24 protein-coding genes and 1 pseudogene are annotated in these 24,308 nt (G+C 55.8%); 16 read left to right on the forward strand and 9 right to left on the reverse strand.

Translation table 11 applies throughout. The features are described from left to right. Positions 1-49: 49 nt before the first annotated feature. The 6 genes and pseudogenes from ABQ278_RS10665 to ABQ278_RS10690 all read left to right on the forward strand — a co-directional run. A pseudogene (locus ABQ278_RS10665) lies at positions 50-750 on the forward strand (IS66 family transposase); the annotation flags it as partial. Next, positions 731-1,399, forward strand: a complete 669-nt coding sequence (locus tag ABQ278_RS10670; RefSeq protein WP_349319571.1) for a UPF0149 family protein — start codon at positions 731-733, stop codon at positions 1,397-1,399. The pseudogene ABQ278_RS10665 and the gene ABQ278_RS10670, both read left to right, overlap by 20 nt. Next, positions 1,299-1,703: a transposase gene (locus ABQ278_RS10675; protein WP_349319572.1), complete on the forward strand. Its 405-nt coding sequence runs from the start codon at positions 1,299-1,301 to the stop codon at positions 1,701-1,703. The genes ABQ278_RS10670 and ABQ278_RS10675 overlap by 101 nt, the downstream gene beginning before the upstream one ends. Beyond that, complete coding sequence (tnpB, locus tag ABQ278_RS10680; protein ID WP_349319573.1) at positions 1,700-2,047, forward strand: IS66 family insertion sequence element accessory protein TnpB; 348 nt, start codon at positions 1,700-1,702, stop codon at positions 2,045-2,047. Before ABQ278_RS10675 ends, tnpB begins: the two co-directional genes overlap by 4 nt. A 91-nt stretch (positions 2,048-2,138) precedes the next feature. Beyond that, the gene (locus ABQ278_RS10685; protein ID WP_349322146.1) at positions 2,139-3,821 is read left to right on the forward strand and encodes an IS66 family transposase; all 1,683 of its coding nucleotides are present in this window, start codon (positions 2,139-2,141) and stop codon (positions 3,819-3,821) included. Continuing rightward, positions 3,821-4,093, forward strand: coding sequence for a hypothetical protein (locus ABQ278_RS10690; protein ID WP_349319574.1), 273 nt, complete (start codon positions 3,821-3,823; stop codon positions 4,091-4,093). Before ABQ278_RS10685 ends, ABQ278_RS10690 begins: the two co-directional genes overlap by 1 nt. A gap of 112 nt (positions 4,094-4,205) precedes the next feature. Here the strand turns inward: ABQ278_RS10690 and ABQ278_RS10695 are convergent, their stop codons facing one another. The 4 genes from ABQ278_RS10695 to pdxH form a co-directional block, all read right to left on the reverse strand. Further along, positions 4,206-7,379, reverse strand: coding sequence for a TonB-dependent receptor domain-containing protein (locus tag ABQ278_RS10695; RefSeq protein ID WP_349319575.1), 3,174 nt, complete (start codon positions 7,377-7,379; stop codon positions 4,206-4,208). Positions 7,380-7,994: 615 nt separating this feature from the next. Further along, a complete protein-coding gene (locus tag ABQ278_RS10700; RefSeq protein ID WP_349319576.1) occupies positions 7,995-8,831 on the reverse strand; it encodes a DUF1499 domain-containing protein in 837 nt (278 codons plus the stop codon). 188 nt (positions 8,832-9,019) lie between these two features. Next, on the reverse strand, positions 9,020-10,333 hold the full coding sequence (locus ABQ278_RS10705; RefSeq protein WP_349319577.1) for an AAA family ATPase: 1,314 nt from the start codon (positions 10,331-10,333) through the stop codon (positions 9,020-9,022). Positions 10,334-10,487: 154 nt separating this feature from the next. Then, entirely contained in the window at positions 10,488-11,150 is a 663-nt protein-coding gene (gene pdxH, locus ABQ278_RS10710; protein WP_349319578.1) for a pyridoxamine 5'-phosphate oxidase, read from the reverse strand. 114 nt (positions 11,151-11,264) lie between these two features. On the opposite strand from pdxH, the gene ABQ278_RS10715 reads away from it, so the two are divergent. Together ABQ278_RS10715 and ABQ278_RS10720 are read left to right on the forward strand one after the other, a co-directional pair. Beyond that, positions 11,265-12,056, forward strand: a complete 792-nt coding sequence (locus ABQ278_RS10715; RefSeq protein ID WP_349319579.1) for a DnaJ C-terminal domain-containing protein — start codon at positions 11,265-11,267, stop codon at positions 12,054-12,056. Further along, complete coding sequence (locus tag ABQ278_RS10720; protein WP_349319580.1) at positions 12,057-12,785, forward strand: GNAT family protein; 729 nt, start codon at positions 12,057-12,059, stop codon at positions 12,783-12,785. On the opposite strand, the gene ABQ278_RS10725 is transcribed toward ABQ278_RS10720, so the two are convergent. Next, on the reverse strand, positions 12,720-14,051 hold the full coding sequence (locus tag ABQ278_RS10725) for a dicarboxylate/amino acid:cation symporter (RefSeq protein ID WP_349319581.1): 1,332 nt from the start codon (positions 14,049-14,051) through the stop codon (positions 12,720-12,722). The two genes, ABQ278_RS10720 and ABQ278_RS10725, sit on opposite strands and share 66 nt — an antisense overlap. A gap of 128 nt (positions 14,052-14,179) precedes the next feature. Between ABQ278_RS10725 and aroC the strand changes: the two genes are divergently transcribed. The 3 genes from aroC to ABQ278_RS10740 all read left to right on the forward strand — a co-directional run bounded on the left by aroC (position 14,180) and on the right by ABQ278_RS10740 (position 16,537). Then, on the forward strand, positions 14,180-15,283 hold the full coding sequence (gene aroC, locus ABQ278_RS10730; RefSeq protein WP_349319582.1) for a chorismate synthase: 1,104 nt from the start codon (positions 14,180-14,182) through the stop codon (positions 15,281-15,283). Positions 15,284-15,485: 202 nt separating this feature from the next. Then, complete coding sequence (locus ABQ278_RS10735) at positions 15,486-15,692, forward strand: hypothetical protein (RefSeq protein ID WP_349319583.1); 207 nt, start codon at positions 15,486-15,488, stop codon at positions 15,690-15,692. A 131-nt stretch (positions 15,693-15,823) separates the two neighbouring features. Then, positions 15,824-16,537 carry a pirin family protein gene (locus tag ABQ278_RS10740; protein ID WP_349319584.1) on the forward strand — a complete coding sequence of 238 codons (714 nt, stop codon included), beginning with the start codon at positions 15,824-15,826 and terminating at the stop codon, positions 16,535-16,537. Between the two features lie 39 nt (positions 16,538-16,576). Here ABQ278_RS10740 and queE read toward each other — a convergent pair whose 3' ends face one another. Both queE and queC read right to left on the reverse strand, forming a co-directional pair. Beyond that, complete coding sequence (gene queE / locus ABQ278_RS10745) at positions 16,577-17,209, reverse strand: 7-carboxy-7-deazaguanine synthase (RefSeq protein ID WP_349319585.1); 633 nt, start codon at positions 17,207-17,209, stop codon at positions 16,577-16,579. Then, positions 17,209-17,949 carry a 7-cyano-7-deazaguanine synthase QueC gene (queC, locus tag ABQ278_RS10750; protein ID WP_349319586.1) on the reverse strand — a complete coding sequence of 247 codons (741 nt, stop codon included), beginning with the start codon at positions 17,947-17,949 and terminating at the stop codon, positions 17,209-17,211. The genes queE and queC overlap by 1 nt, the downstream gene beginning before the upstream one ends. 154 nt (positions 17,950-18,103) lie before the next feature. Between queC and ABQ278_RS10755 the strand changes: the two genes are divergently transcribed. From ABQ278_RS10755 to ABQ278_RS10775, 5 genes are all read left to right on the forward strand, one after another. Continuing rightward, positions 18,104-18,556, forward strand: a complete 453-nt coding sequence (locus tag ABQ278_RS10755; protein WP_349319587.1) for a PaaI family thioesterase — start codon at positions 18,104-18,106, stop codon at positions 18,554-18,556. After that, the gene (locus ABQ278_RS10760; protein WP_349319588.1) at positions 18,556-19,014 is read left to right on the forward strand and encodes a PaaI family thioesterase; all 459 of its coding nucleotides are present in this window, start codon (positions 18,556-18,558) and stop codon (positions 19,012-19,014) included. The genes ABQ278_RS10755 and ABQ278_RS10760 overlap by 1 nt, the downstream gene beginning before the upstream one ends. Before the next feature lie 133 nt (positions 19,015-19,147). Continuing rightward, a complete protein-coding gene (locus tag ABQ278_RS10765; protein WP_349319589.1) occupies positions 19,148-19,501 on the forward strand; it encodes a hypothetical protein in 354 nt (117 codons plus the stop codon). 70 nt (positions 19,502-19,571) lie between these two features. After that, positions 19,572-20,021 (forward strand): hypothetical protein, encoded by a 450-nt coding sequence (locus ABQ278_RS10770; RefSeq protein WP_349319590.1) that lies wholly within the window; start codon positions 19,572-19,574, stop codon positions 20,019-20,021. A gap of 112 nt (positions 20,022-20,133) precedes the next feature. After that, a complete protein-coding gene (locus ABQ278_RS10775) occupies positions 20,134-20,769 on the forward strand; it encodes a helix-turn-helix transcriptional regulator (RefSeq protein WP_349319591.1) in 636 nt (211 codons plus the stop codon). An 8-nt stretch (positions 20,770-20,777) separates the two neighbouring features. On the opposite strand, the gene ABQ278_RS10780 is transcribed toward ABQ278_RS10775, so the two are convergent. Together ABQ278_RS10780 and ABQ278_RS10785 are read right to left on the reverse strand one after the other, a co-directional pair. Continuing rightward, complete coding sequence (locus ABQ278_RS10780) at positions 20,778-22,451, reverse strand: lysine--tRNA ligase (protein ID WP_349319592.1); 1,674 nt, start codon at positions 22,449-22,451, stop codon at positions 20,778-20,780. Positions 22,452-22,530: 79 nt separating this feature from the next. Further along, a complete protein-coding gene (locus tag ABQ278_RS10785; RefSeq protein WP_349319593.1) occupies positions 22,531-24,240 on the reverse strand; it encodes a hypothetical protein in 1,710 nt (569 codons plus the stop codon). Between the last annotated feature and the right edge of the window lie 68 nt (positions 24,241-24,308).

Genomic DNA, 24,308 nt, shown 5'->3' on the forward strand with positions numbered 1-24,308 from the left:
AGGCCTAAAGAAAACACGGGGAGCAGCTTACGCTTACGAAAATCCGAGGGCTGTGGCCTATTATTACAGCCCCGACCGCAAGGGCGCGCATCCGGCCGACCATCTCGCCGACTTTACCGGTGTTATGCATGCCGACGGATATGGCGGGTACAAAAAGTTATATGGCAATCAGATCATTGAGGCTGCCTGCATGGCGCATGTGCGTCGCAAGTTCCATGACGTCATCAAGCTGAAGGCATCACCTCTGGCTGAGGAGGCCTTAACGCGGATCGGTGCGCTCTACGATATCGAGGAGCGGATCCGTGGCATGACGGCGGATGAACGCCGCACATTACGCCAGCAGCACGCCAAGCCTCTGCTTGCGGATCTGAAGGTCTGGATCAGAGATATGCTGTCGACAATTCCTCAGAAACAAAAGCTGGCTGAGGCCATGCGCTATGCCCTGTCCAGGTGGGACGCCCTCAGCGTCTACATCGATGATGGTCGCGTCGAGATCGACAACAACATCGCTGAGCGGGCAATCCGTCCTATTGGAATCGGCAAAAAAAAAATTGGCTCTTCGCCGGGTCCGACAACGGTGGCGAGCGCATCGCCAATGTCTTGACCATTATCGAAACCGCCAAGATGCACGGCCTTAATCCGGAGATCTATCTGACGGACGTCCTGGCACGGATCAAGGATTACCCCGAGGAAAACCTTCACGAATTGCTGCCCTGGAACTATAAGCCACGTGTCAAATCTATCTCCTAAACTTCGGCGCCTGGACGAAAAGCTAGGCAAGCTTGATGCTCTGCTTCTGTCCGAACTGGACGGATTACTGGCCGGGGTTATTGTCTCGCCGGATTTTATCCCTCCCAGTGAATGGTTGCCTTGCATTTGGGATGGCGGCCCCCACACATCAGGCCCAGTGTTCAAAAATGATGCGGATATCCAGGAGACAATAAATCTGGTTATGTATCACTATAACCAGATCATCGCTGATCTGGAAAAGGGCCGTTATGTGCCAATCTTCGATGGCTTCGAGGATGATGACGACTTTATCATGTGGGAGAGATGGGCCTGCGGATTTATGACAGCCATCAGATTACGGCCGAAATCCTGGCAGACCTACGTACACAGCCGAGACGAGGATATCTCCACGGCCGCGGCCATCCTTATGACCCTTGGAAACATTGCAGACGAAGGCGATAATATCGAAAATCCAGCCCTGGCCCACCTCGATGATGAAGCGCCTGACCTGATTCCTTCGGCAGTGCTTGCCCTTCACGGCGCACGCATGAAATCTCAAGAAAACCCATTTGCTAAGCCGCAACAGGCCCACGCTTCGAAGGTGGGCCGAAACGAACCCTGTCCATGCGGGTCAGGTAAAAAATACAAAAAATGCTGCGGACTCAATTAAATGGCATGATAGTCAGCGTCGCGAGATTGTCTCTCTGGCGTTTTCGCCTGGTTCGAGCGTGGCAGAGGTTGCCCGGCAGTTCGATGTGGCGACAAGCCTGATTTACAGATGGCGGGATCAGTTTCTGGCGGCCAGCAGCGGCGTTTCTTTCAGTCCCGCTATACTTGCGGATGGGCCGGCGGGCGCTGGGTCAGAGTCAGGCGCGGGTTTGATAACAGTCGACTTCAAAATCGGCGCTCGTGTGAGCATTGGCGCTGGGGCTTCTCTTGAACTGGTCTCGGCGATCATGAAGAGCTTGCGATGATCCCCATCGGTTCGGGCGCTAAAATCTGGATTGCCACAGGTCACTTCGATATGAGGAAAGGCATGACTGGACTGTCCTTGTTGGTCCAGGAACATCTTCACCGACAGCCCTTCGCCGGCGATGTCTATGTCTTCCGGGGGCGTAGTGGTCGGTTGATTAAGGCGATCTGGCATGATGGGGTTGGGCTGTCGCTTTATACCAAAAGACTGGACCATGGACGCTTCATCTGGCCTTCAACCGTTGACGGCGCGATCCAGCTGACGAGCGGTCAGATGTCTTTTTTGCTCGAAGGTATTGAGTGGAGAAATCCCCAACATAGCTGGCGACCGACCAGCGCCGGCTAGGATTTAAGGTCACAGCATGTTGAATCAAATATAGCGAAAACCCTATACAGGGAAAGGGATTTATGATTCATTCCTGTATATGGATCACGCCCTGGACGCCTTGCCGGATGATGTCGCTGCCCTACGGGCGGAGCTGGTATTAGCGCGCTCAGAACGGCTGGCAGCTGAAGAGGCCCTAAGGCATAAATCGGCGTCTCACAGCACCCTTGCGGCGGAATACGCTGTGGCTCAGGCCAAGGCAGCTGAGGATATGGCGATAATCGCCCACCAGAAGCTTGTCATCGAGAAGCTTCAGAGGCAAATCCATGGCCAGACATCTGAACGATCGGCCCGCCTGACCGATCAGCTTGAAATGACCTTTGAAGAGCTTGAGGCCACAGCGACGGAAGCCGAGCTGTTGGCGGAGATGGCGGTCTCAAAAGCGACGCATGTGGCTGGCTTTACGCGCAGCCGGCCTCATACCCGTTTAAACTTCCCAGAACACCTGCCTCGCGAACGCGTCGTTGTGCCTGGACCAACCGTCTGCGACTGCTGTGGCAGCGATCGTCTGCGCAAGCTCAGCGAAGATGTCACGAAGACGCTCGAATCTATTCCGCGCACGTGGAAGGTCATTGAAACCGTACGCGAGAAGTTCTCATGCCGGGATTGCGAGAAAATCAGCCAGGCGCCATCGCCGTTCCATACCATTCCACGGGGGTGGGCCGGCCCCAGCCTTATAGCCATGATCCTGTTCGAGAAGTTCGGTCAGCACCAACCTCTCAATCGTCAGATTGAGCGCTATGCGCTGGAAGGGGTACCGATCAGCCTGTCAACGGTCGCTGATCTGGTTGGCGCCAGCTGTCTGGCGCTGGCGCCTCTGATCCGACTGGTTGAGGCGCACACCTTCAAGGCCGAGCGTTTACACGGCGATGACACCACAGTGCCTGTTCTGGCAGAGGGGAAGACGATTACGGGCCGAATATGGGGCTATGTAAAAGACGACAAGCCCTTCGGGGGCACGTCGCCACCATCGGCCATGTTCTATTATTCCCGCGATCGCGGTGGAGAACATCCTCAAGCGCATCTGATTAAATTTAAAGGTCTGTTCCAGGCCGACGCCTACTCCGGGTATGGTGAAATTTATAAACCGGGGCGAAGTCCCGGGCCCATTTTAGAAGCTGCCTGCTGGGCGCATGCGAGGAGGCCCTTCTTCATCATGGCCGACGTCGAACAGAATGCACGCCGTAAGGCCGAAGGTAAGAAGCCGTCCGTCCTGTCGCCTGTTGCCATGGAAATGGTGCGCCGGATCGATGCCCTCTTCGAGATCGAGCGTGGCATCAATGGCAAAAGTCCTGAAGAGCGCCTTGCTGTACGCCAAACTCTAAGTAAACCCATCATCGACGATCTGGAGCCCTGGATGCAAGATCAGAAAGCCAAGCTGCCTAACGGGCATGACCTGCGCAAAGCCTTGAATTACATGCTCAGCCGCTGGCACGCCTTCACACTCTTCCTGACGGATGGTCGGGTCTGTCTGTCGAACAATGCTGCCGAACGAGCGTTAAGAGGCATAGCTTTGGGCCGTCGAAACTGGACCTTCTGTGGGTCAGATCGCGGAGGCCAAAGGGCTGCGGCCATGTACAGTCTGATTGTTACCGCCAAGATGAACAAAATCGATCCGCAGATCTGGCTTGCTGATATCCTCGCGCGTATTGCAGAGCATCCCGCTCGACGTCTTGATGAGCTGCTCCCCTGGAACTGGCAGCCCTCAACCCAAAACAAAACTCAGGCGGCCTGATGGCATATCGCGACAGTCATTTTTTTACGCTTAAATATGTCGCCCGGCAGCTCGAGGAAGACGAAGATCTTCTACGCGAAGTAACGATAGAAATGTTCTCTGAAGACGGGTGCTTTACCGTTTACGACGATTACCCAGCCGATGAAACAAAGGAGTCGATTACTGTTTTTAACACAGATGGGATCGACTACCTGATCGAGGCTCTGAAAGACAATCGGGAGCATTACGTCGAGCAACGTAAGAAAACTGAACTGTTCTACAAAAAGAAATAATCATACCCCCTGTGGCCTTGGGCGAATGGGTACATATCAGCTTCCAGACATATAAAAACGGCGGAAGGTTTTCTTCCGCCGTTCTTATTAAATTGAGCGCGAAAGCTTAACCTTAGTAGTTCAGGTCAAAGCCCAGACGCACGTAACGTGGGGTGTTATAGGCGGTGGGCTGACCATATGGGAAGCTACGCACACCCGGCCCTGTTGTCTCATAAGTAACACGACGAGTAACGATACTATGGATATCAAACAGATTGAATATATCTGCGCGGAGAACCAGCTTTCCTCCCAAAGCAAGACCCTCCGGAACAGTATATCGGAACGCCACATCTACGTTCTTAGTCCAATCACTCTTGTTTCCCTTGCCCAACGGCGAAGGTTCACCATTGCAGAAGTGAGAGTAAGGGCCGTACGAACCAGCATATGGATCTGTCGGGTGAACACCCAAACATGAGAAGTGCAACGGAGATTCGATCTGGATATTCGCACCAACAATGAAGTCTGGGGTAATAGCATAAGAGCCCCAAATCTTAAATTGATGAGTACGATCGTTTCCAAGCAGGCCAGTACCGTAATCTTCAAAGCCCGGAGAATCGTAAGCGATCGTAGCACCGGCATCTGTTTGAACGCCGTTACCCACATCGGACTTAACCGTACCCTCATAATTGCCGTAAGAACGAGACCAAGTATACGAGCCCTGAACCCCCCACTTACCGTCGAAGGCTCGCTTGAAGTCGAATACAACAGCATCATACTCACGAGTAGGCTCATGGTAATGACCCAATTGATCCGCTGTCAGCGTAATGGTCTGTGAAGCAAGCCCAGCAACTGGTTGCTTGAGATTAATCGTCACATCGTGGTCCCCCACGTTCCACACATAGTAGCTGGCTGCGCCCGCATAAGCCGAGCTATCGAGGCCAAGATCATCCAAGTAAGAGATAATAGCATCATTAAAGTCTAAATCTTCCGATACGCGCTTCAACTCCCGATGAGTATAAGTCAGACCCAAAGTCCATAAATCGTTCACACGATAAGTAGTACCAAGGATATACTCATCCTCTTGTGTAGCCTTAAGATCAAGCGAGGTCTTGGACGTAGCACCTTCCTGCTCACCGTTTCCATGGATGTTACAAGCTTCAACACCAGCAGCTGCAGAACCCAAAGCAGGAGCATTCTGTATTGTCGAGACGGGACATGCCGCATTAAAGCCTGTATCGGCCCAGACAAATGGCGTGCCAATAGAGGACGGAAGCCCAGTCGTCGGATCAATCACCCAACCGCCGGCAGGCGCGCTAAAGTATTCTTCGAAATACAAATCCTTGCCACGATAGCCAAGGTTCATTGCCGGAGGGATAAAGTTGGCACCAAACGAACCAAAGATCTTCCACTTACCTTCGCCAGTCGGATCATATGAGAAGCCCAAGCGCGGCGCCACATTGCCTGTCAGACTCAGATACTCTTCTCCGGACAAGTTGTTTTGTTTGAAATCATCAGAACGCAAACCTATTTGCAGGTTTAGATTGGAAGTGACATCCCACAAATCCTGAATATAGAAAGCAGAGTTCTCCGCGCTGACATTACCACCAAGATTTTCATAGATAACGTGCAGCAGAACTTCCGGATTATCTTCATCCGGTGAAGTCGTGTAATCATAACGAACAGGTTCCGCACCAGTGAGGCGCGTCAACTTCGTCATAGAATTTTCTTCGTGATCATAGCCCGCACGCACATGGTGACGGCCCCACAAATCAAAGCGGAAATCGCTATCGAGACGGTAGAACTTACGTTCCGTTGCGTCTGTAGTATAAGAACCGCTCGGCTGGCCCTTTGAAAGGACGTTAGTGCCGGATTGTGTGTCAATTACATAATAAGCGGTGATATCCTCGGGAAGAACATTGTTACGATCCTTCATGTCACCGATGGCAGCGGAGACAGTGAACCAATCCGTTACCTTACCATTATAATTAAAGACCCAGCTTTTTCCGCCGAGTTCATTAATTGAGCCAGGCAGGGCATCGCCAATTTTCATGGCATGATTGGTGGGGTTCAAAGCAAAGTCAGCCCCAGCCTGACCAGCACTGGCGGGAAATATGACACTTTGTCCAGGATTACGTGTTACGCCGCCAACCGTAGTTGCTTCGGTAAGCTTGTCCGTGAAACCATTGATGGAGGAAATGTCTTCATTGGTCGTGTCGAAATAGGTGAACGCAAAATGTTGCGTTGGCGTAATGTAACCATCCAACTTCAGACCTAGGAATGGATCTTTATTCTTAACCGTAGTGTATGTGCCAGCACGATAGGCAGCAGTTTTCGTGTAAAGATCGTTGACTTGGTATAATCCGTAGGCAAAAAGGTGATCCTTAATGATCGGGCCTCCCGCTTCAATGCCTAAAGAATTTGCCTGTGCTTCCGAAAACTCTCCACGGTTAGCATATGTATCTTTCTGCTCTTCACGAAGGTCGGCCGGTTGATAATTACCGTGAACTGCAAAAGTAAACTGGTTGGTACCAGACTTAGTGGTTGCATTAACAACGCCGCCCGTAGCACGACCAAATTCTGCGGAATAACCGCCGGTTTTCACTTCAATCGTCTTGTAGAAATCAAAAGGCACCGAAGCTGAACCTACGTAGGTATCAGGATTGGTAATATTGAGACCATCAATGTAGTAGGCGTTTTCAGCGACCGAACCACCACCAAAAGATGCGACGTTACCAAAACCGGGATTACCCTTAGTCACAGTTGGGGCGAGCAATGTAACAGCAGTCAGATTACGGGCAATCGGTTGTTGCGACGTAAGAGTTTCCAGATCAACGGTCAAACCAGTTGTCGTTTTGGTGAAGTCTTGACGTAAGCGCTTCCCCTTAACAACAACAGTTTGTACGTCAACACCAACCTGTTGCAATGCAAAGCTATAGCGTACTTCTTGGGAAATAACGACCGAAACGGTATCGGAATAATCGGTATAACCATTTGCACTTACAGCAACATTATATTCGCCGGCGGGCAAACCCGAGGCATGAAATGTACCATCGGTAGCAGTTGTCAAAGTACGAGCTTGCCCCTGGCCAACCGAGGTCAGTGTAACGGTCGCGCCCGAAACAGGCTTACCCGTGCTGTCGGTAACCGTACCCACCAAAGCGCCAGACGTATAATCCTGGGCTTGAGCCACCGCCGGCAGCATTGTGGCGACGGTGGCCACTAGGGCGCCGCCAGCCATGGTCGACAATGCTGCACCGCAGATCGTCGTCGTGGCCAACAGGCCAGATCGCAAAGATAGTTTTTTCACTTGTTTCTCCGGGTTACATGAGGGTGTAGGCGCACCCACCGCAGTTTCCAGCATTACACGCTGTTAATGAAGTTAAAGACCGGTGTCGCAAATCCGTCAATCGCACGACACATTTTTGTCTATATCATTTGAAACCTGTTCCAATTAAGTCACAGAAGAAACCTTACCTTACGTCAGGAAGCATCGCTCATAGGGTGAATTTTACCGCCCCAAATTTAAAAAAAACGGCGAGCTGTTATTTATAATAATAATTTAAATTCAAATAGTTAAATGCAATTCCGTTATGAATTAGCTAAAAACATAGTACAAAATATTTGCTCAGCTTAGCGGAATATCGAAAAAACATTGCCAAAATGATTTTGTGGAACATTTCACAATTGTGACCTCTATAGCTCCAATTAAGGCCCTTTAGCGGCTGATCCATATTCCCGTTTGCACCGATGGCGCCGCTTCGGGCGCGCAACTGGCCACAAGGACATGTATCAAAGCAAGACTGAGAAATGCTGCGACAATGCGCTGCGAACGTTTTGAAATATAAAGGATAAGTTTGCTGCGCATAGCCGGCTCCGGGCCTCGTTGAGACCTTCACACAGCAAAAGGTGCGCCATTAAGGAATCAGGCGCCCGCGCCCGGCAGAACCGGCATAGCCTTGATCTTCTGGACGATTTCGGTCACGCGCTGGCAATTTGCGCCGAGATCAGGGGCATTGTAACGACTTACCGAACGAACATCGACGCTGGTTGGGTCAATACGGATCACCATATCGTATTTGAAGCCGTAGAATTTGTCCTGGTAGGTGGCCTCAACGCGCCACGGCGAGGTGCCCCAGACGCGGTAACCACTGGCCTTGAGCATGGCGACGACCGCATCCACCTGACCTTCTATGATCGGATGATCGCGGATTGTTTTCGCCGCCGGACAGGTGGCTTCGTTGATAGCCGCGATCGTCTTTCCACCCCAGTCCAGAGATTCATTACGCGGCACGCGTGGCAAATCCTCGACAGGCGGCGCATCGGCACCGCGGATGCTCATCATCCGCTCAGAGAAACCAAGGGGTCTGTCCCAGTTCGTCGCCACGTCATTGATGGGCGGATGATCTTTTAGCGCCTTGTGATAAAACGCGAAACCACCCCACAATCCACCAGATATCACAACGGCGGCAAACGCCCAGGGCGCACAGCGGGTGGGGCACATAAACAGCGATATCAGCAAAGAGACCGCGGACACGACCAGCGACGCCAGCACCATGCGCGGACCTATGCCCAAGGTCAGGGTCTTGAAGCCCAAATCCATGCTGACATAGCCCAGATTTGTGACCATCATGACACCCATCAGGAAAAGGGCCGTGATGACCGCCACCATGAAGGCCAGATGCGCGAAGGCAAAACCCTTCTTTTTCTTCCGTGAGGACGACTGGGCAGGCACGTCCGCTTCGAGATTATCTTGTGGCACCCTGTGGGCTCCCGTTCGTCCAGATTATAGTTGCGCCAGATTATAGTTGCGATTGTCAGAGCTTAAACCGATGCGTAACCGCGTCACGGATTTACCTTCAATAGGCGAAATTCATCACGCCATAGCGATAGTCTTTATCGCCGTTCGATATAAATCCCTAGTCAGTAAAGCTTAAATACGGGCGGCCTTCAAGGCGCATCCGCATTTTCGATGCGCCATGAAATTTGAGACGGATCAACGGCTTGTTGTTGTATCGCAATGTCACTTGTGGCATCGGAAACATCACCTTTTCGCAAGCCCACACGTTCAGCCCTCACCGAGGCAGGCAGATCCAGCCAAAGCCCCGAAAAAGCGACATGTTCTATTCGCGCAATTTCCGCGCAACGCTCGCGCGACCAGGCTTCCCGGAAGGTGGCGTCGAGGATGACAGACTGTCCTGACCGTAAAACATGCTGCGCCAGATCGAACATGTGCTCATAAACGCGAAGGCTTTCTTCAGGCGCGTAGGCAGCGCCAGGCAGGGCATCATGGGCCAGACAGCCCCACAAACGTTTACGGATTTCGTCGCTGCGCAGGATCACGGCGCCGGGCGCCCGGCCGGTTGGCGGCGCATCGCTGCGGGCGCGCGTGCTTTTTCCGGAGCCTGAAAGACCGCCCACGGCCCGCGACTCGGCCGTCTTTAGCTTTAGAAAGGCCTGAGCAGCCTGCAGGTAGGCGCGCGCCTTATCCATATTATCGCCATCTTCACCACCAGAATTCGCATGGACATGGCAGCGCACAGCGGCGCGCATAGACATATAAAGCGGCAAAAGCTCCAGGCCAGCATATACCTGCGCCGGGTCGTACTCCCTCCGCGCCAACTCTTCAAGCCAGATGTTCATGACCTGATTGGCAGCGGCGTGATGCCCCCTCACCCACAGATCCATGAGCAGAAAGGCCAGATCGTAAAGCACATCTATCTGGCTGAGACGATCATTGAATTCGATACAATCGAAGAGAACCGGCTTATTATGTTCGATCAGAATATTGCCAAGATGCAGATCGCCATGACAGTGGCGGACATACCCGCTGTCGAAACGCTGCCGCACTTTCGTTTCCAGCTTCGCATAGGTTACCGATACCGCCTCATCATAGGCATCAACGAGATCGGCTCCAAGTCGCTGCCTGAAAATTTTGATGTTTTGACGATTTGAGTCGAGAACATAGGCCGTATTGCTTGCATGTTGGATATCACGGCACACGACGGCATCAGCATGAAAACGCGCCACAAGCTGACCGAGGTCATGCATCTGACCGGCATCCGGCGTCCAGCCGAGTTCGGCGGCCTGCTCGCTCAACACGCCATTCGTATCGAAGCGGCGCATCACCAACACGCTTTCGCCAGCAATATCCTCAACTCCCAGATAGATATCGGCCGCCATCCGCTGATTGAAACTGAATTCGCGCAACAGGGCCGCGCGGCGTTTTTCTGGCGTGGTAAAATCAAGGAAGCCGTAATCCACGCTTTTCTTGATCTTATAAGCCTTGTCCCCCTTGAGAATGATGTTCGCGCATGAGGTTTCGATGACGCGATCAGCGCCTTCCCTGAGGCGAAGCAGAACATGGCTCAACGACACGTGGCACTTTCAGATAATAAAAGGGTAAAAACACGGGCCATTACGGATATAAGCGGGCGCTTGTCCAGCCCTCTGTAACAGCGTCGCGTTTGAACTGAACACGATCATGCAGGCGGAAGGGCATGTCACGCCAGAATTCTATGCTAAGCGGGGCGATACGGAAACCCGTCCAGTGCGGTGGACGCTCTATCTTGCCCAGTCCGAATTTCAGAGCGTATTCCGCGACGCTTTTCTCCAGCGCGAACCGACTTTCCAGCGGGCGTGACTGATCGGATGCCCAGGCGCCGATCTGGCTCTGGCGGGCACGGCTGTGGAAGTAGGCGTCCGCTTCGGCATCCGACACGCGGGTCACCTCGCCGCGGATACGCACCTGACGACGCAAGGATTTCCAGTGGAACAGCAACGCGGCCTTATGGCTTTGCGTCAACTGTTGACCTTTAGCACTCTGCGTATTGGTGTAGAAAACAAAGCCTGCTTCATCGAAATCCTTGAGAAGCACCATACGCACGTCCGGTAACCCGTCATGATCAACTGTGGCCACCGCCATGGCGTTGGGATCGTTCGGTTCTTTCGCCCCGGCATCTTTCAGCCATTGACCAAACAGGGCAAAGGGTTCGGAGGCCGCGATCTCAGCCTCATGCGCCGCGTGAGCCTCGGCATAGTCGGCGGCAGAAGGGCTCGGCGGAATAAGCGAATCGGTCATGGGAGCTTTAAGACTTTGAAAAGGATAATGGCGCATTAATGATATATGCGGCACTTGAGAAAAAGCGCCGTCTCCACCAGTTTCAGAATGGACTTCGGGGGCCAGAACTTCAAGATGGCGGCGTTAAAAAGTAAGTCCTGCGACGATTTGAACCGTGCAGATGCCCTGAACGAGCTCGGTCTTAAAGACTGCGCGCTCGATGAAGATATCCGCAGCGCGTTTCGCCAGCGCCTCAAACAGGCCCATCCCGACATCCATGGTGGCACAGATTGCCGCCTGCGCCGCCTGATCCTGGCGCGCGACCTGTTGATGTCAGAGGCTAAGACTATCTCTGAACCGGCTGATAACGCAATAAATTTCCATGCCGACAATACGCTGGGTGACGGTGCCACGCCACTGACCATTACGCTCGCACAGGCCCTTTACGGCGGTACCGTTACAGCGGACGTGCCGGCTCTGGAATTTTCACACGCCGACGAGCTCCTGACCTCCTTGACACAGACCAAAACGTTAAGCGTCACCCTGCCCTGCGGGCTGCGCAACGGAGTCAAGCTATGCTTGCCTTGCGAAGGCGCAGCACGCCACGAGATGTATTTCGAGATCAACATTGAAACCGACGACCATTGCCGGGTCTGGGGCGATGATATCTGGATGACCGCCACACTCGACCGCCGTTTACTGCAATATGGCGGCAAGACCCTGATTGAGACACCGCACGGCCTGCAGGACATACATTTAGACCGTGACGTGCCACATGGCGCCAGCCTTTGCCTCAAGGGCAAGGGCCTGCCGGCTACCGGCACAGCTCCCGCCGGCAATCTCTATATTCGGCTGGAAGCGCAACCGGATGTCGTGCGCCCCGTTACACATATCCTGAGCGAATTTCGCCAGCGCTGGGCGTCATAAATGACTGTAAACTTCGATACTGTCAGTCCTTCACTGGGTATCCGTGACAATGCTTTCGGCGATCCGGTGGGTAAGGCTATTCCGGATTGGAAAGGCTGTCAGCGTCTGCCGGATGTGGAATTGACCGGTCGCACCTGCCGCCTTGCACCCTATGATGAAACCTACGCTCACGGCCTGTTTGAAGCCTATGCACAGGACGAGGGCCACATGTGGAGCTACCTGCCCTACGGCCCTTTCGACAGCCCTCACAGCGTCAATGTCAGCATTCAAAAGCACCAAAATAACAGAGACTTCCATACTTTTGTTATTTTAAAAGATGAGCAGCCGGTCGGACACGCCAGCTTTATGCGCTATGACCTGGCGAATGGCAGCGTCGAGATCGGCGGCGTCACCTACTCACCCGCTTTACAGCGCAGCACCGCCGCAACCGAGGCCATGTACCTGATGATGAAGCACGCCTTCTCGCACGGCTACCGCCGCTACGAATGGAAGTGCAACCAGCTCAACATGCCCTCCAGTCTGGCTGCCTTGCGACTGGGCTTCAGTTTCGAGGGGGTCTTCCGCAATCATCAGGTGGCGCGCGAAGGCCGGCGCGATACGGCCTGGTATTCGGTTATTGTCGAGGAATGGCCACAGGTCCGTGCACGGCTGGAGTCCTGGTTATCACCTGAAAATTTCAGCGTTGATGGCAGGCAGAAAAAGGCCCTGCGCGATATCCCGATAGGTTAGCTTCCCGCCGCCGATGCGGCTTTTGCGGGTCGGGTCAGCAGCGGTGACTTTTTCTATCATGCCGTTTTCACGCGCCACCAGAGTAGGCACCAGAATTTGGCTGGTGACATTGGTCGCCGTGCGCATCATATCGAGGATACGGTCAATAGCGGCCAGAATTGCGATCCCTTCCAGCGGCAAACCGGCGGTGGAGAGGGTCACAGTCAGCATGACGGTCGCAACGCCCGGAACGCCGGCGGTAGCCAGCGAGCCCAGCACGGACGCTAAAGCGATCAGCAGATAGTGCTGAGGTGTCAGGGCAATGTGGAAATAATTGGCAATGAAGATAGAAGAGATCGCCGGATAGATGGCGCCGCAGCCATCCATTTTCATATTGGCGCCCAGAGGCAGGGCAAAACCGGCATAGGATTTCGGTAATTTGAGATTATCGACCGCCGCAGCCAGTGACACAGGCAACGTGCCGATGGACGAGCACGTGAAGAAGGCGGTCTGCTGCGCGGTGAATATGCCTTTGTAGAAACCCGACACACGCAGGCCATGCAGCTTGAGCAGGGTTGGGTAGACGATCAGGATTTCGACAAAGCAACCGAGATAAATCAGGCCGATATAGGGGATGAGGGGTTTGAGCGCCTCAAGACCATAGGAGGCCACGACCGACCCGATCAGGCCGAAAACACCGATCGGCGTCAATTGAATGATCCAGCGTGTCAGCTTGAACATGACCTGAGAGCCCTGTTCAACAATTTCCGCCAAGGCTTTGGTTTTCTGACCTAAAGTACTAAGCGCGGCCCCCGCGAGAATGGCGAAGAAGACAACGCTGAGCACCTTGCCCTCGGCGAAGCTCTTGAAAATATTGGACGGCACAATCCCGGTGATCACATCGATCGGTGCAGGGATCGGATCGTGCGCCTCCACGGTCAGCGGCAATCCCGCCAGACCGGCACCCGGCTGGAAATAGATGCCGATGGCCAGGCCAACCGACACCGCGATGGCCGAGGTGATCATGAACCAGACGATCGTCTGGGCGCCGAGCTTGAACGCCCTGCCCCCCGTCCCTTCCTCGCCATGTCCCAGGCGCGCGATCGAGGCCGCGATGGTGAAAAAGACCAGCGGCACGACCAGCATCTTGATGGCGCGGATGAAGGTATCCCCTATCGGCGTCAACACAGGCAAGGCCGCCTTGCCCCAATAGAGGGCGACACCGACTCCGAGCGTGAAGGCGATGAGCGTTTTCAGCCAGAACGGTATTTTACCGAGCCACGTCATGGGGATGCTTTCGTGTGTAACCAATTGCCTGCTATATGAGCCCCAGTTGCTCCGTTTGCACACTAAAAAAATTGCGGCCTGAGTTAAACAGCGCTAAACGCTGTGCCATATCCACTCGGTAAAACTTCATGTCGCACAATACCTTCGGTCATCTCTTCCGTGTCACCACCTGGGGCGAAAGCCACGGACCGGCCCTTGGCTGCGTCATCGATGGCTGCCCGCCGGGCATCGCCCTGTCCGAAGCGGATATCCAATGGGCCATGGATCGTCGCAAACCGGGCGGTTCGCGTTTCGTCACCCAGCGCCGCGAAGCCGACGAGGCGAAGATTCTTTCCGGCGTCTTTGAAGGCGTCACAACCGGCACGCCAATCTCGATCCTGATCGAAAATACCGACCAGCGCTCGAAGGACTACGGCGACATCGCCCAACAGTTTCGCCCTGGCCACGCCGATTACACCTACTTCGCCAAATACGGCGTGCGCGATTATCGCGGCGGCGGACGCTCCAGCGCCCGTGAAACCGCCGCACGCGTCGCGGCCGGCGCCGTGGCGCTGAAAGTGTTGCAGGTCCTGATCGGCGAAGAGGTCAAGGTGCGCGGCGCCCTCGTCCAGCTTGGTACGCACAAGGCCGCGAGAGGCAACTGGGACTGGGAAGAGGTCGGCAATAACCCTTTCTTCTGCCCTGATCCGGCGTCGGTCACGCTGTGGGAAACCTATCTCGACGGCATCCGGAAGGCCGGCTCATCCATTGGCGCCGTGGTAGAGGTTCAGGCCGAAGGCATTCCCGCCGGCTGGGGCGCACCAATCTATGGCAAGCTTGATTCCGAACTGGCCTCGGCGCTGATGACCATCAACGCCTGCAAGGGTGTCGAGATCGGTGAAGGCTTCGGAGCCGCCGAGCTTTCCGGCGAGGATAATGCCGATGAAATGCGCATGGGCCCTGATGGACCGGAATTCAAATCCAACCATGCCGGCGGTATCCTCGGCGGTATCTCGACGGGCCAGACGGTCGTGGCGCGTATGGCGCTGAAGCCAACCTCTTCGATCCTCAACAAGCGCGAGAGCATCGACATCAGGGGCAACGAGGTCGAACTGCTGACCAAGGGCCGTCATGATCCGTGCGTCGGTATCCGCGCCGTGCCGGTGGCCGAAGCCATGATGGCGTGCGTCTTGCTCGATGCCTTCCTGCGCCATCGTGGCCAGACGGGCGGAGGTCCGCACCACGTCGGCTAGGATTGCTGCACGGCTGTAATGCCACAGCCCAAAAACCGGCCATTTCACAGCGTATCGAGCCTGAAAGGTCGCGCATCCGGCGCGCCTGAACGGATTGACGACATGCTGAAAAACACAATCGCCCCTCTGGCTCTGGGCCTGCTGATGGCCGCCACCGCCGCGTGTTCGCAACAACCGCCAGAAGGCGGCCCGCCTCCTGGCGATGGCCCTGGTGGTCCGCCGAAAGCTGAAAGCATCATCACCAGAACTCGATACAGACAAGGACGGCGCCATCAGCAAGTCCGAGGTGAGCGCCGATAAGCGCCTGGCTGAACACTTCGACCAGGCCGATGCCGATCACGACGGCAAGGTGAACGCGACAGAATTGAAAGCCTTCTTCGCCACAATGAAGCCACCTGAGCGTCCGTAAACGAGTTTGGACATAAGCCGGAGGCTGGCGCTTCCGGCTTTTTTATGCGCGTAATTCTCCTGATCGAACGCCTATTGTAATTAATACAGTTACACTTATATAGGTCTCACGTTAGAGAGGGAGAGTTTCTCATGATTGACAAAAGACCATACAACACGCTCGGCGGCGCCGATCACGGCTGGCTGAAGGCCAAGCACCATTTTTCCTTCGCCAACTATTACGATCCGGCCAAGATGGGCTGGGGCTCTTTGCGCGTCTGGAATGACGACGAGATCAAGGCACAAACCGGTTTCCCGCCGCATCCGCACGACAATATGGAAATCATCACCTATGTCCGCGAAGGCGCGATAACCCACGAGGATTTGCTTGGCAACAAAGGCCGCACCGAAGCGGGCGATGTGCAGGTAATGTCGGCCGGCACGGGTATTCGGCATTCGGAATACAATCTGGAAAGCGAAACCACCAAGATCTTCCAGATCTGGGTCATGCCGGCGTCGCGTGGCGAAGCACCAAGCTGGGGCGCCAAGCCCTTTCCCAAGGGCGACCGCGCCGGCAAGTTCGTGACGCTGGCCACCGGCTTTGATGAAGACGGCGACGCGCTCAAGATTCGCTCACCGGCCCGCCTGCTGGGCGCCACCCTGCTCAAGGACCAGTCCGAGAGCTACACACCGCTGGCCACCAAACCCGCCACGACGCGCCACCTGTACCTGGTCGTCGCCAAGGGTAAGGTCAGCGTCAATGGTGTTGAACTGAACGAGCGCGATGGCGCGGCGATCAAGGACGAGTCCTCGCTCGATATTCGCGCGCTCGAAGATGCCGAAGTCGTTTTGCTCGACGCAGCCTGATGATTAAGGGGGTTTGGGGCCGCGAGCCTCAAGCCCCTTTTATTTAAGCCCGACCAGCTTGTGGGTCTGGACGCTCATGCGCCATTGTGGATGCTTCAGGCAATAGTCGATCACCGCCTGCGTATTGGCGGCCTGCCTGTCGGAATCCATCGGTTGCAGATAATAGCGCTCGAAATCGAACGCCAGAAACTCGGCCGGATCGACCTCGGCCTGCGGCCACACCAGCTTCAATTCCTGCCCAAAGGTTTGATGCAGGCGATTATCGGCTTTCGGACTGACACAGATCCAGTCGATGCCTTCCGGCGCCTTGATCGTACCATTGGTCTCTACGGCGATGAAATAGCCCGCCGCCTTGACCGCTTCTATCAAGGCCGGGTCCAATTGCAGCAGAGGTTCGCCACCGGTAAAGACCACGGCCTTTTGAGACGGGTCAGCCGTGCCCCACACCGCATCCAGCGCCGTCACGACATCGGCCGGCTTCGGAAATTTGCCGCCATTTTCGCCATCGATGCCGACAAAATCGGTGTCACAGAAGGTACAGGCGGCCATGGCGCGATCCTGCTCACGCCCGCTCCACAGGTTGCAACCGGCAAAGCGCGCGAACACGTTCACGCGACCGGCCTGCCCGCCTTCGCCTTGCAGGGTGAGGAAGATTTCCTTGAAACTGTACATTAGCGCTCGGCCGGTTGGGCGTTTTCGATGAAATGCTCAAAGCCGGTCTTGCGCAACTGGCAGGCCGGACATTCTCCACACCCATAGCCCCACGGATGGCGTTCACCGCGCTCGCCCTTGTAGCAGGTCGTGGTTTCTTCAAGAATCAGATCGACCAGCGACTGGCCACCCAGTTCGAGCGACAGCGCCCAGGTCTGCGCCTTGTCGATCCACATCAGCGGCGTGTGAATCTCGAACGGCCGCTCGACACCGAGTTGCAATACGGTTTGCATGGCTTGCAGCGTTTCGTTGCGGCAATCGGGATAACCGGAAAAATCAGTTTCGCACATGCCGCCGACCAGATGATCCAGCCCACGCCGATCAGCCACGGCCGCCGCGTAAACGAAGAACACCAGATTGCGTCCCGGCACGAACGACGACGGCAGGCCGCGTTCGGTCATCACAATCTCGGTTTCGCGCGTCAGTGATGATTCGGCGACAGCGCCAAAGCCGCGCAAATCGCAGACATGATCCTCTCCCAGACGGGTGGCGGCGAGCGGGAAAACCTCACGGAATTTTTCCAGCACCGTGGTGCGCGTCGTCATCTCGATGGCATGGCGCTGGCCATAATCGAACCCGATGGTTTCCACGCGCTCGAAATGCGTCAGCGCCCAGGCCAAACAGACGCTGGAATCCTGCCCGCCCGAAAACAGGACGAGCGCGGATTTGGCGGCGGGGACATGATCCAGGGACGCGGACATGGAAACGGGCTTTCAAAGTGAACGGGAGGTTCTCATCTAAAACGCTCCTTTGCCTGAATTTGCAAGTATTTTTGGTGCGGCGCGGCATGGGTTTCTTTTGACGTCCACGTTAAGTTGGCAGAGAATGGCCGTGTTTTCCAATCCGGGTTACCCCATGAACCAACCGCCCTTTTCCGACATGTTCGGCGCCATTATAGACAATACCCCCTATATGAAGGCCATCGGCGCCTACTATGTCGGCAAGTCAGAGGATGGCATCACCATGGCCTTGCCATGGCGCGCGGATCTGGTTGGCGATCCAGAAACACGCGTCATCGCCTCTGGCGTGGTGACCGCCCTGCTCGACAATTGTTGCGGCATGGCGGTTTGGGATAAGGTCAATGAATTCAAACCGGTGGCCACGCTCGACCTGCGCATCGACTATATGCGTCCGGCCTGGCCTGATCAGGAATTGAGGGTCACGGCCAAGTGCTACAAGCTGACGCGCTCGGTCGGCTTCGTGCGCGCCTTCGCCTATGAGGTGACGCCCGAGGATCCCGTGGCCGCGGCACAATCGGCCTTCGTTGTCTCCTCGCCCGTGCCCAAACCCAATAGCGGAGTTGCCTGATGGAGAAGCCCCCGATTGAGAAGCCGAGGAGCGAAAAGATAACCGGAGCTGGCGCCCATGCGCGACGTGATCCGGTGCTCCTGTTACAAAACATCCCCTTTGCCGGCTTTCTTGGCGTCCGTCTGGAACTGGCCGGCGATGAACTTACCGGCCACCTGCCCTTTTCACCGCACCTGATCGGCAACCCGATGCTGCCCGCCCTGCATGGTGGGGTTATCGGCGCCTTCATGGAAATAACCGCCATGGCGCAACTCGGATGGCATGCTAATTTCGAGCATATGCCCAAGCCGATCGATGTCACCGTGCAGTATCTGCGCTCCGGCAAACCGGTCGATACCTATGCGCGCGCAGTGGTCAATCGCGTGGGACGCACCGTCGCCAATGTCGAAGTATCGGCCTGGCAGGAGTCAAGACATCATCCCATCGCCACTCTTCAGGCGCACTTTTTGACCGGATAAAATACACTTTAGGAAAATTCTCCCATTAATAGCGTTTAATTCACGCGCAATTTTTGATTGCATGCACCTCTATAGAGGTCGCAGCGTTGTTGGCGATGACTCGTTTTGTATTTTAACCTGAGGGGTTCGCACCATGTCCAAAGAGAGAAAAATAAGCATAGCCAAAGCCTTAACGGCTCAGCTTCATGCGACGGAAGAGGCCATCGATACAGCGCTTGCCGAAGCGGCAAACCTGATCGAGGCCTATGTCACCTCACGACGCACCATCCGTATATCAACGATCGTCGGCAACGATGTCCATTACAATACCTTGCAGGCGATGATGTCCCTGAGCACGGCCCAGCGCCATATGACGGCCGCGCACGCCGACCTGACCAAGGTTCAGCATCAGGTTGGCCTCGGTGCCGTAGACATCGTGCCGGTCGATGACAAGCCATCCCCAAAACCGACCGGCGCCATGCCCGCTCGTGAGAATGAGACCGCTTAAATTTGAGTCTTGCGGCTTGGCTATACGGATCAAGTCTGGCCTTATAGGACAGACCCGCTGAGAGGTATCCATGCTGCAATCACTCCCCGCTCAATTCGGTGCGGCGTTCGGACTGTTGACCTGCGTTGCGGCCCTGATCCTCGGGGGCTGGCGCGAACGATCCGCCGCCGCGCTTTATCTTCTCGCTGTTGCTGCCAACTATGGGCTGGGCCTTTTGGTACTCGATATGACGACGCAACGCCTTCTGTTTTCGGATACGCTATGCCTGATCGGTTTCTTTTGCCTGTGCTGGAAGGCGCCACATCCCTGGCCATTGTGGGCTGCGGGATTGCAATTGCTGGCCGTTATGACCGAAGTGTCCGTACTGTTCATGAGCACACACACCTTGCGCTGGACACTGCTGACCGTTGTGGCCCTTTCTGGCTACGGCGTACTTTTGGTTTTGTGGATCGGAACGTTTGCGGCCGCACGCCGCCGTTTCCGCGTCCGATCACAAAGCGTGGCAGAATCCAGAGAATGAAGCCGACAAATAGGCTCATTTTCCTATTAATAGATTTATTTTCCTTTCAAATCACTGTAATTCCTAAATGTCACCGGCCACATACGGCCTGAATGATCTGTTGGCGCTCCTAATGCCCCTTTCGCATAGCCACATCTGGGCCGCTATAGATGCCTTGGCCAACCGCCTCAGCACCACCCCCTCGGGTCTGGCGCGTATGGCGGGGCTTGATCCGACCAGTTTCAACAAATCCAAACGCGCGTCGCCGGAAAATCCGCCACGCCCGCGCTGGCCCTCGACAGAGAGCCTGGCCAAGTTGCTGGAAGCCACCGGCATCAAATTCTCGGAATTCGCCCTGATGGCTGAAGGCCGCGCCGAAGGTCAGGGTATTCCGCTGATCGGTTTCGCCCAGGCCGGCAGCGCAGGCTTCTTCGATGATTCGGGCTTTCCCCTGGGACAGGGCTGGGACGAGATCACCTTTCCCGGTGCGCATTCCGGACTGTATGCGCTGGAAATATCGGGCGGTTCGATGGAACCGCTTTATCGTGACGGTGACCGCATCCTGGTTGATCCGCACAACAGCCAGAACCTTCGCAAAGGCGATCGCGTCGTGGTCAAGACCAGCGATGGCGAGGTCATGGCCAAGGAACTGGTGCGCTATTCGGCCCGCACCATAGAATTGCGTTCGCTCAATCCGGATTTCCCCGATCGTTCGCTTGATCGGCTGGACGTAGCGTGGGTCGCGCGCATTGTCTGGGCCAGTCAGTAGCTGAAGAGTTATGGGGTTTGAACCAACTCGCCATTGATGCCCTGCTCCAGCAAGGTGATCGTCCGTTCCAGTCCGAAGATAGCCACGAATGAGCCAAAGCGCGGCCCCTGGCTTTGCCCCAAAAGCACTTCATACAAAGCCTGAAACCATGCGCGTAAAGGCTCGAACTCACGCGCTTTTCCGACTTCGAAGACGAGATTTTGCAGCACCTCGGCATCGCGCGTATCCGTCGGCAGCGCCTTGAATTTTGCCGCAAGTTCGATCATAGCCGCCTTTTCCTTGTCGTCCGGCAGGCGGAAGGTCTTGGTCGGCTTCACGAAGTCTTCAAAATAGTTCAGTGCATAGCCGGCAAGACGGTCCAGCACAGGCTCGCTTTCCGGCGTGGCGCCGGGAATATAGGCGCGCAGGAAGCCCCAAAGGGTTTCCTTATCCTGCGCATTGGCCACCGACACCAGATTGAGCATCAGACCGAAGGTGACTGGCGGGCTCTTGATGGAGGTTTCACCACGCAGCACGAACCACACCGGGTTCTCGATCTGCTTGGCCTCTTCCTGCTTCGGGAAGGCGTCGAGTTGCTGGAAGAACTCATCTGTCGCGCGCGGGATCACATCGAAATACAGTTTCTTGGCTGATTTCGGCGACTGGAACATGTAATAGGCCAAGGACTTCGGCGCGCCATAACGCAGCCAGTCCTCCATGGTCAGGCCATTGCCCTTCGACTTGGAAATCTTTTGCCCGGCCTCATCGAGGAACAGTTCGTAGTTGAACCCTTCCGGCGGCGTGCCTCCCAGCACCTTGCAGACCTGAGATGAAACCTTAACTGAATCGATCAAGTCCTTGCCAGCCATCTCATAATCGACGCCGAGCGCGGCCCAGCGCATGGCCCAGTCAGGCTTCCATTGCATCTTGACGTGACCGCCAGTGACCGGCAGTTCAAAACGCTCGCCATTCTCCTCAAACACAATCGTGCCCCTGGCAACATCACGCTCCAAGGTTGGCACCTGCAACACAAAACCGGTCTTCGGGGAGATCGGCAGGAAGGGTGAATAGGTCGCCCGGCGGTCCGGCCCAAGCGTCGGCAGCATGACCTTTTGAATATCGTCAAAACGCGCCAGCGCGGTCAGCAGGGTCTGATCGAACATGCCGCTCTTGTAGCATTCGGTCGACGACAAAAACTCGTAGGTGAAACCGAAACTGTCGAGGAAAGCCTTAAGGCGGGCATTGTTATGCGCCCCAAAGCTTGGATATTCCCCGAAAGGATCGCGCACCACGGTCAGTGGCTTGTACAGGTCTTCGCGAAGGACATCAGCGTTGGGGATACCTTCCGGCACCTTGCGCAGGCCGTCCATATCATCCGAAAAACAAATCAGGCGCGTCGGCCAGGCCTTGCCGGTCATGGCCTCGAAGGCTTGGCGCACCATGGTCGTGCGCGCCACCTCGCCGAAGGTACCTATGTGCGGCAAACCAGACGGCCCATAGCCGGTTTCGAAAATCACCGCGCGGCCAAGGCCTTCAAACGCCGCCAGCGCATCATCCGTCTTGCCGGCTTCGATCAGGCCAAGCGCCCGTTTCTGATCCTCATGTCCTGCAATGCGCGATTTGATCAGACGGGCAATCAGATTGCGAGCCTGTTCAAAGGGCCAAGCGCGGCCGGCGTAAGCAGAGGTGGTCAGAGACGACATGATGGGGATAAAGCCTTTCCAGTGTTGGAGGAAAGGCTTTACGGCCCGACAGGCGACAGGTCAATCTTAAAGGCGCTTGTCAAAGTCGCTCCAGGCCTATCACTGCCTTGTCGCCCAACCAAACCTTATCAAATTCAGTCAGAGACGCCTGACTGGCACCGCTTTGGCCCGCCTTTGCCTCGGCCTGAGCGCGTCCCCACAGGGCATAGGCGTTGCCGGGCCGCACCTTCAGCGCCCGATCAAACGCCGTTTGCGCACCCGTCGCATCGCCCAACGCCAGCAAGGTGCGCCCCAGCGCGATATCAGCCGGTTCCGACCACAAGGGCGGTTCGGTGTAATCGAATGCCCCCTCAAGCTCGGCCGCTGCGCGGAAGTGCCCCGCTGCCAGATCATAACGTCCCGACGCCAGATCAACTCGTCCCTGCGCCATCTCTAAGATACGTTGCGCGAAACTCTGCCAATCCTTGGAGGTCAGCGCCTCACGCGCCTTCTTCAAGGCCACCACCTCACGCCGCGCCCCCGTCAGATCGCCCTTGCGCGCCAAGGCTTCCGCCCGCACGGCACGCCATGTCAGTGTAGCGATTTTCAAACGTTTATCCGGCGCTGGCAAGGCCAGTACAGCTTCCGGCGTCTGGAACTGACCGCGCGCCTGTATCGCCAGCGCCAGGTTGCTTTCGCTCCATTCCGACTTGAGCGCCTTCTCAACCGTGGTGCCTTTTTCTAGCTGGGCAGCAATACGCAGAGCCGTGGTGCTATCCCCCACCTGTTGCGCCGCCGACATGACGAAACGCGCATGGTGGAAATAATAGCCGTACCATGCCGGGTCTTCCCCCATGGTGCGCGCCACGCCTTCATCAATGTTGATCGCACGCTCGTTTATGATGATGGAATCCTTGAAACGACCGAGCGGATAATAGGTATGGCTAGGCATATGGACCAGATGCGCCGAATTGGGTGCCAGGCCGCCGAGTTTATCGGCATAGATTTCGGCACGTCTGGGGTTATCCGAATTTTCCGTCAGGTGGATATAGAGGTGGATCGCTTCCGGCTGTGTCGGATTGCGCGCCAGCACCGTCTCGACCAGGTGCATGGCCTTGCCACCCCAGCGCAGGGCGACATGCCCGCCCTTCTCCCAATAATCCCAAGGCCGCGCTGTCATCGCTGCCTCAGCCGCCAAAATCATGATTACATCGTCATCGGGCCAGCGATTAGAAGCCTCGATCATGGCGTTGGCATAGGCCTCGGCATGGACGCCGGCCTGATCCTTGGGCGGATTTGCAGCATAGCGTATCTCCAGGGCCTCCAGCAGCGCGCGGTCGCGTTCCGGCAGATTTTTATGAGAAGCCAGCGTCTCCGCCACCCGCTTGCGCGCAGCGGTCGCATCCTTTGCCGACAACTCTCCACTGTTGATATTGGGGCCATAGGCATAGGCATCGCCCCAGGCGCACATCGCGCAATCCGGATCAAGTTTGAGCGCGGCCGCAAAGCTGAACCATGCCTTTTCGTATTCAAAGCCGTACAGCATGGCCAGTCCCTGATCCATATAGCGCTGAACATCGGGATTGGACGAAGTAACGGGATATTGGACCGATGCCAGCCCGCTGATCAGCGGAATCGGCTTGGGCGCCTCCGGATCGGCCGGCGCGTCGCTCAACGGCTTGCCGCACATGCTGGCAGCCACAAGCGACGGATCGAGTGTCGCAGTCTTGGTCGGACCGCTGGCGCAACCGAACACACCCATCAGGCTTAGGCAGGCCGTTGCAATCATCAATTGGCTGCGCAGCGTCATTGAAACCCCCGTTTTCCCAATGACTACACCACTTGCCGGCCGAGTCAATGAAACCAGCCAGCGCTTCA

The sequence above is a fragment of the Asticcacaulis sp. MM231 genome (assembly GCF_964186625.1).
In the GTDB taxonomy this organism is placed as follows: domain Bacteria; phylum Pseudomonadota; class Alphaproteobacteria; order Caulobacterales; family Caulobacteraceae; genus Asticcacaulis.